This is a genomic window from uncultured Romboutsia sp., from assembly GCF_958366745.1.
Lineage (GTDB): Bacteria > Bacillota > Clostridia > Peptostreptococcales > Peptostreptococcaceae > Romboutsia > Romboutsia timonensis.
This window is the reverse complement of record NZ_CATXCO010000070.1, coordinates 1-10,106: the sequence shown is the minus strand read 5'-3', so window position 1 is coordinate 10,106 and position 10,106 is coordinate 1. Positions and strand designations below refer to the sequence as shown.

The following is a 10,106-nucleotide window of genomic DNA, read 5'->3' as shown; positions in this document are numbered from 1 at the left end:
ATATCATTTGGTGCTACTCCAACTTTAGTAGCAGAAAGTATTGAAAATCCTATAGCAATTATAAAACATCCTAATGCGATTAAAAACATTTTTAATAAGTAACTATACGATTCTACAGGAAGAACAGAAACTACACGGACTCCCAGATCTATAATTGGTCCAACTCCAATAACGCATATGATTGTACCGATCTTTATATGGTTTTTGTTTAATAATAATATTATACTAAATAATACTACTAAAATTATTCTATTTGCTGTTCCTGTCGTTACATTCATTCCAAGGTTATTTAATGTATTAGCTAATCCCTGTGTAAAAACTGTAAATGGATCTGAACCTATGTTCATTCTTAAAAATAAAGCCACTCCAAATTGTATAATACTCATTCCTAGCAAAAATAGTAGTAATTTTTTTATTGTCTCGGATAATTTTTTCATATAAACTCACTCCCCCTATTACTAATTTAAATCAATTATCTTCAAAATAACCTCTAATATACATCTTTATAAGAATATTATACTTTGTTTATAATGTCAATATATTATAGTTATTTTTTTAACAATGATATGGGATTTAATTTTGACGATGAGCTTGCTTTTATAAATTAGCTTGTTGTGTTAGTTAAATTTTACAGTAGTTGATGATATATACGATGGTTTTATACATGTAAGTATTAAAATATAGATATAATATTAAATATAATTGTAAAAATTTTAACTATTAATTCAGAAAAAAATTATTTAGTTTACTTAGATTAGAATATAAAAACTATTATAAAATAAAAATTATTTAGGAACAAATTTATTTATAGAGAATAGAATAAGTGAAGAAGTGTATAAATAAATTAAATTTAGTTTATGGGGATGATTATTATGCAGTTAAAAAGAAAAATTGGATTAATAGCAGCAGGGCTAATAACACTGTCTGGTGTATCAATAATAGAAGAAATATACGTATACGGTAATGAAAAAAATAAATCCAATATACAACTTGAAGAATATGAAATAAAAGACTTAGCAAATCTAATTGGAAAAAACAAAATAGATGTGGAAAATGTACTTGGTAAAGGATATGAAAAAGAAATTCTACAACAAGAAAGTAATGTATATATCGGATTTGATGAAAAAAGAGAAGTAGCTTCATTAATAAATATTTCTTTTGTAGAAGATGATGAATCTACATATAGAATAATATCTGAAAGACTATGGAATGAACTTGGAAAATCATCTTTAAAATTTGTATCATCGGATAATAAAGTAATAGAGACGTGGAATAAAGGTGATTTAGAAATAAATTTCAACAAAATAAAGGATTGTATATCAATAAAAATAAACTAAAGGATAAATTATATCAATAATAAGAGTAATTATATGATAGTATGCTATATAAAGCTGTAAAGTAAATAAAACTTTATAGCTTTTAATTATTTATAGAAAATATAAATTTTATTAATGCATAAGATGTTAAGAATAGAATTAAAAGTTAACATTTAAAAATGCAATTCATATAATAAAATATTGCACCACTTATATAAAATTTATATTGGAGGTACAAATATGTATGAAATAATAGCGAATTTATTAAAAGAATCTAAAAAGACAACTGTGATAACCGGTGATGGAATTAGTATAGATTCTCAAAAGATAGATTACAAAACAAGTGTTGACAATCAGGTTTATAATGGTATTAACTTATCAAAATTATGTAATAAGGATTTTGATAAATCAGATAATAATTTTATATCTTACTATAGAAATATATGTAAACAAATATCATTAAATAAACCAAATAAAGCTCACCATATAATAGAAGAATGGAAAAATAAAAAAATAATAGATTTAGTAATAACTCAAAATATAGATGGGTATCACGGAATAAAAAATGTGATAGAACTACATGGTAATATAAATAATTTTTACTGCACAAACTGTAAAAAGAAATTTAATAGTAAATATTATCAAAAGTCACATAAATGTAATAATGGGCATGATAATTTTGAAAAAGAGTATACAAAGTGCAATGGAACATTAAGACCAAATATAGTATTATCTGGAGAAATTCCAAAGTACCTAGAACTAGCATTATTTAATATGTATAAAAGTGATATAGTGCTAATAATTGGAACAGAAATGAGTATCTCGCCTATAAACAAATTACCTGTAATGGCAAGGGAGAAAGGAGCTAAATTAGTTGCTATAAATAAAGAACCGATTGAAAGCATAGCAAATTATATAAACTACTCTATTTATGGAGAAGATATAATAGATGTATTAGAAAAGTTAAATAATTTAATATTATAGATTAAATTATAAAATACATATAATTTACAATTATAGGTATTTTATTGAAATATTATTATAGCTTTTAATCTATTTTGGCATATTTACATCATTTAAAGGAAACAATTCTAGGAAAATAGCAATTATAATTATTGGTGTAAGATTATTTTAAAATAAGTCATAGAAAAAAGTATCAGCTAGAAATTTTTAGGTAAAGGCAATTTTTAAATTTAAAAATGGGTGAATACACATAAAAAAAGTGGGTAATTATTATAATATCAAGAAAATAATTTATATTAATATATATTGATTACTAGATAAAACAAGCATATAATCTCTATATACAAAATTTTGAAAAGGAGTTGGTTTTATGAAAGTTACTTTACCAGAATCAGCAATAAAAACATTAAAAGATATATTAAAAGATAATCAAGAAAGACCTCAAAATATAAGAGTATATTTTGCAGGAATGGGTTGTTCAGGAGCATCATTTGGAATAGCATTAGATGAGGAAAGAGAAGATGATGTTCACTATGACATAGAAGGTTTACATTTTATAATGAGCGAAGTTGAATACAGTAAGTATGGTGATGTAACTATAGAAGATACAGGATATGGTTTTAGAGTAGTAGTTGCAAATATGCCAGAAAACACAGGTGGTGGATGTGGCGGAGGATGCTCTGGTTGCGGACACTAATATATATATATAAATAAGTTACCTTAAAAACTAAGGTAACTTTTTTACGCCTAAATATACTATAATACTTTAAAAAATGTATATAATTTTTAAATTTAAATAATATTAATCAATTGGTTTTAAGCAACTGACCTGATTATTGGAAATATGAACGAAGCGAATTTTTTATTTAGTATATTAGTTATAAAAATCTATGAGTAATACTACATAAAATGGGTATAAATATAGTAAATAAAAATATAGTTCTACACGTATTGATTATTTATGGCAAAAATGTATATAATAGGTATATACTATGTATATTCATAAAAAATAAGAAAGGATATGATTTCAATGAAGATAACTTTACCAGAATCAGCAGTAAAGACGTTAAAAGACATCTTACAAGACAATCAAGATAGACCTCAAACTATAAGAGTTTCTTTCGCAGGCATAGGCTGAGGCGGTCCATCATTTGGTATTGCTCTGGATGAGCAAAAGGATAGTGATGTAGCTTATGAAGTAGAGGGGCTACAATTTATAATGGATAAAAACGAATATGCACAACATGGTGATATTGTTATAGAAGATACAGGATACGGATTTAGAGTAATTCCTGAAAGTATGAAAAATGATCAAGGTGGATGTGGCGGAGGATGCTCTGGTTGCGGACACTAAAATAATTAAAGGCGTGTATTATATGCACTCCTTTTTTATAATGTTATTAATCTTTATTTATTATATTTTTAGATATATCTATTATAAAATTATTATAATTATGCAGAGATAATTTTTATTTTAATAAATTAGGATAGAAAAATAATAAGTCAAGGGTATCACAAAGAACATAGAAAATATCAGGAAACAGTAATTGTAATAGAAATGGCCAATTTATTAAATAAATTTTAAGGACAGAAAAATGCTAATATCATATTAGATAGTAGCATTTTTTCTATTATATACTAAATTTTAAGGAGATTGGAATTATAAAGTACATATATATTTTAAACTAAAATTTATGAACTTATGCTATAAAATTATAGAATGAGAATATTATTAAAATAATATAGATAAAGTATTTATTATTTTATCTTAATATGAGATTAAAATTATCTTATAAAGTTTGTAAATATTTTACATTAAGCTTAAAGTGATTGAAATTGAGCTTTTAACTCTCTAAAACCTTCATTAAAATTTACCCACCATGATATATTATTTTTTTATCACAATTAGTATCATATATATAATTTATTTTGATTGTATAAATTACAAGGAACCTACTTATATAAGTAAATAAATAAAAGCATTGAAACCATAATAGCAAAAAATACAGTGATAAAAGAGAATAGAGAATACAAATTCTGAGAAAAATTTATTCAAGAAATTAAATAAAGCGGATTACTTAGTTAAATTTAGGAGGATACGATGAAAAAATTTTTAAAAAAGATATTTGTATTAATGACAATATGCATTAGTATACCATCTAATAATTTTATATTTGCAGAAAGTAATGAAGAGTCATATTTAAAAGAAAATAAAGCGATAACTGAAAGTTTAGGAACTAATATGATTTATGCACCTCACACAGGTAATGTAAATCTTGATTATCTATATCAAATGATACAACATCATAAAGGTGCTATTGATATGGCAAAAAATTTACTAAACAACGGAGGAGAAAATGAAGAGGTAGTTCAAATAGCTAAGGATATAATAAAAAATCAAACAATAAGTATAGCTAGTATGGAAAGCTTAATGAAAACTCTAATAGAGAATTTAACACAAGATAAAGTAAGGGAAGAAAAATATTTAAAAGATTATGAAAAAATTGTAAAAGAGATGATGTGTGGACTTGAAAATCTTAAGCCTACAGGAAATGTAGATAAAGACTTTTTACAATCAATGATAGTTCATCATCAGGGTGCGATAGATATGGTAAACTCAATAATTAAGTATACTGATAATGCTGAAATTAAAAAAATGGCAGAAGGAGAATTACAAAATCAACAACCTGAAATAGACAATATGAAAAAACTTTTTGACAGTATAAAATAAAAATAAGTAGCCAATAAATTATCATAAGATTATTGGCTATTTATTTTTATATACAATTACTATATGAAACTTTCTAATTATACAGTTATAAATATCGTAACCAATACTTATAATACCCTTCTAAATATAATTATATTTAGTATATCAAATAAATAAATGTTTATATATTATATTATAACTTAACGTTTAAAGGAAGGGGATAGTATGGCTTATAACTATGATAAATTTGATAAAAGTATTACCGAGTTTGTAAAAGAAAATAATATACAAAGTAGTACAGATTATTTATTAATAACTTCGCTTAAGGATAAATTTACCTATGTTTATGAGTATAAAAATGGATGGGAGTTAGAATACAAATGGAGTTCTACAGTTGGAAAATTGTCAACACCAACTATAAAAGGTGTATTTAGTGTAGGTATAAAGTACCCAGCTATAGGTGGAAATACAAGCTCTGTAAAATATGCAACAAATATAGTTGATGATTATTATTACCACTCTATAATATATGATGATAAAGGATTTAATATAAAAGATGATAGATTAGGAGTGGCAATAAGTCATGGATGTATAAGGCTTGCAACTAGTAGTGCAAAATGGATATATGATAATATTCCAGAAGGAACACCCATAATTATTAATTGATATATTTAATAAATTAAGTATATATTTGGATTAAGAATTAATTTTGTAAAATTATAAATTTATTGATACTAAATAAAGAAAATGGTAAAAGTAGGTGGAATTTTGAGGATATAAAAAGTTTTAGAGAAAAAATATATTAATATTTAGAATTCAAAAATACAAATTATAGAATAAAGTTATATAAAATATAGATATAAACTCTTTAAATCATGTTGAAAATAATATTATAATAGATAATGGGGATAAAATAAAAATATATATGAGGTGAGTTTATGAAAAATAAATATTATTGTCCATATTGTAAAGGGGAATTAGATGTTTTAGATGGCTGAGGAACAATAAGTTATTATTGCATGGAGTGCAATATGTTAATTTCAAGAAAGAAAATATTAACTGAAGAAGATGTTAAAGAGACTATTGAAAAAACGTAAAATTTGACTAATAATGCAAGATGAAAAAATAAACATTTAATATTCTGAAAATTATTACATCAAAGTGAAATTATATATATAATATATATGTATCAAAATAGAACTTAAATCATTAAAGATAGAGGAGCGAAAGTTAATAGTAGTAGTAATGAGATAAGCACAGTGACTTACTATGAAAGGAGCAATCGCCGAAGGTTACAGCTGATGCTTTAAAGCTGTAATACTGGTGATGTATAAAATATATGCATCACTGTCACAAATTATTTTGTGGTGAGCTATCATTTAAGTGTAGAGTATATTTGTATACAAATCCTTAAGTATAAGCTTAAGGATTTTTTATTGGGGGGAAATATATGTTTTCTAAAAAAATACCATTATTAGTATTGGCATCTATATTAAGTGGGAGTATGCTAGTTGGATGTAGTCAAACAGGAAATAATGTAGGGCAATCTGAAAATATAACTGCTAAGCAAATTTTACAAAATGAGGATGCTAGACTTGCTATATCTATGGCTATAGATAAAGCTCAAATAACTGATGTTATTTTAAATAACGGATCATTACCAACTAATGTATATGTTCCAGAAGGTTTGGCATTAGATGAAGATGGTAAGGACTATAGAGAAATAGCAGGGGAAATGGGATTTGAATTTGATCAAGAAAAAGCAGCAGAGCATTGGAAGAAAGCAAAAGATGAATTAGGATTTGATAATACAACATTAGAGTTTTTAACAACAGATTCAGATACAAGTAAACAAATAGGTGAATATATACAAAATCAATTAGAGCAAAACTTAGAAGGTCTAACTATAGAAATCAAGCAAGTTCCATTCAAACAAAAACAACAATTAGAATCACAAGGTGATTTTGAATTACTATACAGTTCATGGATAGCAGATTATCCAGACCCATTAACATTCTTAGAAACATTCACAACAACTGGCAAATTTGGATCAAATAGTGGATATAATAGTGCAGAATATAATAAATTAGTTGATGAAGCTAAAAACTCATTAACACTAGCGAATAGCTGGAAAAAATTTGCTGAAGCTGAAAAGGTTTTATTAAACGATGCATATATATCTCCAGTATATCAAAGTAGCTCTGCATACTTAGAAAAATCTACAGTTAAGGACATAGTTAAATCTGCATATGGAGCTAGAAATACTTATAAATGGGCTTATGTAGAAGGTAAAGATAGCTTCAATATAACGAGTAGTGCAGATTTACCATCATTAGATGCAAGTAAAACTACAGATTTTTATTCTTTTGATGTTTTAAATAATATTATGGAAGGTTTAACAAGAGTAGATTTAGACGGTAAAGTAGTAGAAGGTATGGCAACTAAATGGGAAATAAGTGAAGATAAAAAAACTTGGACTTTCACTATAAATGATAAAGCATACTGGAGTAATGGTGATAAGGTTACAGCTCATGACTTTGAATATGCATGGAAGAGAACTTTAAATCCAGAGACAGGAAGTCAATATGGATTTATATTCTATGATTTAGTTGGTGCAGAAGATTATAGTTTAGGTAAATGTAGTGCTGATGACGTAGGTGTTAAGGCACTTGATGATAATACATTACAAGTTACTTTAGTAAGACCTGTTAACTATTTTTATAGGCTTGTAGGATTCCCTGTATTCTTCCCACAAAATCAAAAATTTGTTGAAGAAAAAGGGGATAAATATGGAACTACTAAAGATGATATATTATCTAATGGACCATTTGAATTAACTAGATGGAAATTAGAAGACCAATATACAATGAGTAAAAATGAAAAGTATTGGGATAAAGATGTAGTAAAATTACAAACTATAAATACTAAGATAGTAAAAGACTCTTCAACTGGAATAAATCTTTATGAAGCTGGAGAAGTTGATTCTATAGATTTGGCTGCAGAACATGTTGATAAATTCAAAGAGAGCCCAGAATTTAAATCAACTAAAAATGCAACTACATTCTTTATATTGATAAATGCTGGAGAAGAATAAATTTTAATATAAAAAATAAAAGGAATTATATTAAACTATTTTAAGGTAATTCCTTTTTACTTGCGTAGATTAAATAGTTTAAAAAAACTTAATATGATATAATTTATATAGTCACAATAGGGGGGATATTATGAAATATATTTTTAAGCTTATAGAGTATATAAATGAAACAAATATATTAAGTTTGGCTACATTAATACTTACAATTGGCTACTTAAGGTATTTATACAATAAAAAAGAAGAAGTTGAAGAATATTTAGGATTTAAATTAGTTGGGTTTCATATGTTAGGATTATTTACATTTAGTTTTAATTTTGAGTATATTAAATTTGTACTACCAATAGGATTTATTATATATCTACTATTTATGAAAAATAAAGAACGAAAAAATAATATAATAAAAAAGAAAGCAACAGTATTTGGATTTATTATACTTTGCTTAGTGGGAATAAACTCAATTATATACAACAAAGTAGAGTATAGAGATAGAGTAATACCTATGGAAAGTATAAGCATGGATTCTTTAAAAAATAATTATAAAATATTAAAAAAAGAATTAGGTATAGATAATCAAGCATTTATAGAAAAACTTGACTTAGATTACAACAAAAATAAAATAAAGATGATAAGTTATACTGTAAAAGATATAAATAATAATAAATATTACTATATATCAGATAATACTAAATCATATAATGTCTATATAAGTAAAATCTATGATTATGATGAAGAAGATATGCTTGTGTTTAATCCAATGGAATATAATATTGATATAGAACAATTTTTCGATATAATAAATAATGTTAAATTTAAAGAAGATAAAGATGCAGATTATTATACTATATTATACAGAAATGAATTAATGTCTTATGAGGAAATTGGTAATTTATATACTATAGATTTTAATGATTACTCAACTAAAAAATTAAAGTCTGAATATCCAATATATGATGCTGCTCAGTTTAGTCATATGCCTATGAAAAGGACTGGTAAAGGTTCATGGGAAAGTATGGAGTCATACACATATTTAATGGATTATAAGGTATATGAAAATAATGAATAGAATAAAAAGGGAGCAAAATTTTGCTCCTTTTTTACTTTATGAAAATAAATCTATTATATCTTTATCGGATAAACTCTTAAGAAGTCCACTATTAGATAAATCATCATTTATAAAATCTTTTATAAGCTTATCTTTATTTTCTTGAAGTTTAATTATATTTTCTTCAATAGTTCCCTTTGCGATAAGTTTAATAACATGAACCACATTTTTTTGACCAAATCTATGAGCTCTATCGCTAGCTTGATTTTCAACAGCTGGATTCCACCAAGGATCAAAGTGAATTACAACATCAGCACTAGTTAAGTTAAGACCACTTCCACCAGCCTTTAAAGATATTAAAAATACTTTAACATCTTCGCCTTCATTAAATTTATTAACAAGATTTAATCTTTCTAAAGCATTAGTTTGTCCATCTATATAATAATAATCTATATTATTTTTAGAAAGCTCTTTACCAATATTTTTTAAAACAGAAGTAAACTGAGAGAATAAAAGTATTTTATGATTATCCTCTATATAATCTTTTAATATTTCAAGAGTAGCTTCGGTTTTTGAGCTTTTTTTATTATAACCTTCTATTAAAACACTAGGATCTAAACATAATTGTCTAAGTTTTGTTAAATAAGAAAACATAGTTATCTTATCTGTTTTGATATCTTTATTATTTATTTTTTCTTTAATTTCTTCCACATAAGCACTGTATACTTTTCGTTGATCTTTATTAAGCTCAACGAAAAACTTATTCTCTATTTTATCTGGAAGTTCAGTCATAACTTGAGATTTAGTTCTTCTAAGTATAAATGGTTTTATAAGTTTTCTAAGATTATTAGCATTATATTCATCATATATAAACAAATCTTGGAACTTATTTCTGCTATATAAATATCCAGGCATTACAAAATCAAAAATAGACCAAAGCTCAAGTAAGTTATTTTCAATAGGTGTACCAGTAAGTGCAAA

10 protein-coding genes and 1 riboswitch are annotated in these 10,106 nt (G+C 25.1%); of the genes, 8 read left to right on the top strand and 2 right to left on the bottom strand.

Annotation, left to right across the window (positions count from 1 at the left end):
* The coding region (locus tag Q5F54_RS06495; RefSeq protein WP_331562465.1) for a hypothetical protein at window positions 1–437 on the bottom strand (437 nt) is incomplete at its 3' end.
* 435 nt (window positions 438–872) lie between these two features.
* Here Q5F54_RS06495 and Q5F54_RS06490 point away from each other — a divergent pair.
* The 8 genes from Q5F54_RS06490 (at window position 873) to Q5F54_RS06455 (ending at window position 9,146) form a co-directional block, all read left to right on the top strand.
* Entirely contained in the window at window positions 873–1,337 is a 465-nt protein-coding gene (locus tag Q5F54_RS06490) for a hypothetical protein (RefSeq protein WP_071121010.1), read from the top strand.
* A gap of 219 nt (window positions 1,338–1,556) precedes the next feature.
* Window positions 1,557–2,300 (top strand): Sir2 family NAD-dependent protein deacetylase, encoded by a 744-nt coding sequence (locus tag Q5F54_RS06485; RefSeq protein ID WP_288524228.1) that lies wholly within the window; start codon window positions 1,557–1,559, stop codon window positions 2,298–2,300.
* Between the two features lie 349 nt (window positions 2,301–2,649).
* The gene (locus Q5F54_RS06480; protein ID WP_071121008.1) at window positions 2,650–2,976 is read left to right on the top strand and encodes a Fe-S cluster assembly protein HesB; all 327 of its coding nucleotides are present in this window, start codon (window positions 2,650–2,652) and stop codon (window positions 2,974–2,976) included.
* A 522-nt stretch (window positions 2,977–3,498) separates the two neighbouring features.
* Entirely contained in the window at window positions 3,499–3,633 is a 135-nt protein-coding gene (locus tag Q5F54_RS06475; RefSeq protein WP_288306554.1) for a hypothetical protein, read from the top strand.
* Between the two features lie 747 nt (window positions 3,634–4,380).
* Window positions 4,381–5,010: a DUF305 domain-containing protein gene (locus tag Q5F54_RS06470; RefSeq protein WP_288523688.1), complete on the top strand. Its 630-nt coding sequence runs from the start codon at window positions 4,381–4,383 to the stop codon at window positions 5,008–5,010.
* Between the two features lie 204 nt (window positions 5,011–5,214).
* On the top strand, window positions 5,215–5,655 hold the full coding sequence (locus tag Q5F54_RS06465; protein ID WP_288247739.1) for a L,D-transpeptidase: 441 nt from the start codon (window positions 5,215–5,217) through the stop codon (window positions 5,653–5,655).
* A 542-nt stretch (window positions 5,656–6,197) separates the two neighbouring features.
* Window positions 6,198–6,372, top strand: a riboswitch (Lysine riboswitch).
* 67 nt (window positions 6,373–6,439) lie between these two features.
* Complete coding sequence (locus Q5F54_RS06460; protein ID WP_302334120.1) at window positions 6,440–8,083, top strand: ABC transporter substrate-binding protein; 1,644 nt, start codon at window positions 6,440–6,442, stop codon at window positions 8,081–8,083.
* 130 nt (window positions 8,084–8,213) lie between these two features.
* Window positions 8,214–9,146: a hypothetical protein gene (locus Q5F54_RS06455; protein ID WP_288306557.1), complete on the top strand. Its 933-nt coding sequence runs from the start codon at window positions 8,214–8,216 to the stop codon at window positions 9,144–9,146.
* 36 nt (window positions 9,147–9,182) lie between these two features.
* Here Q5F54_RS06455 and Q5F54_RS06450 read toward each other — a convergent pair.
* Window positions 9,183–10,106 (bottom strand): DEAD/DEAH box helicase (locus Q5F54_RS06450; RefSeq protein WP_302334119.1); only part of this gene is annotated, 924 nt, incomplete at its 5' end.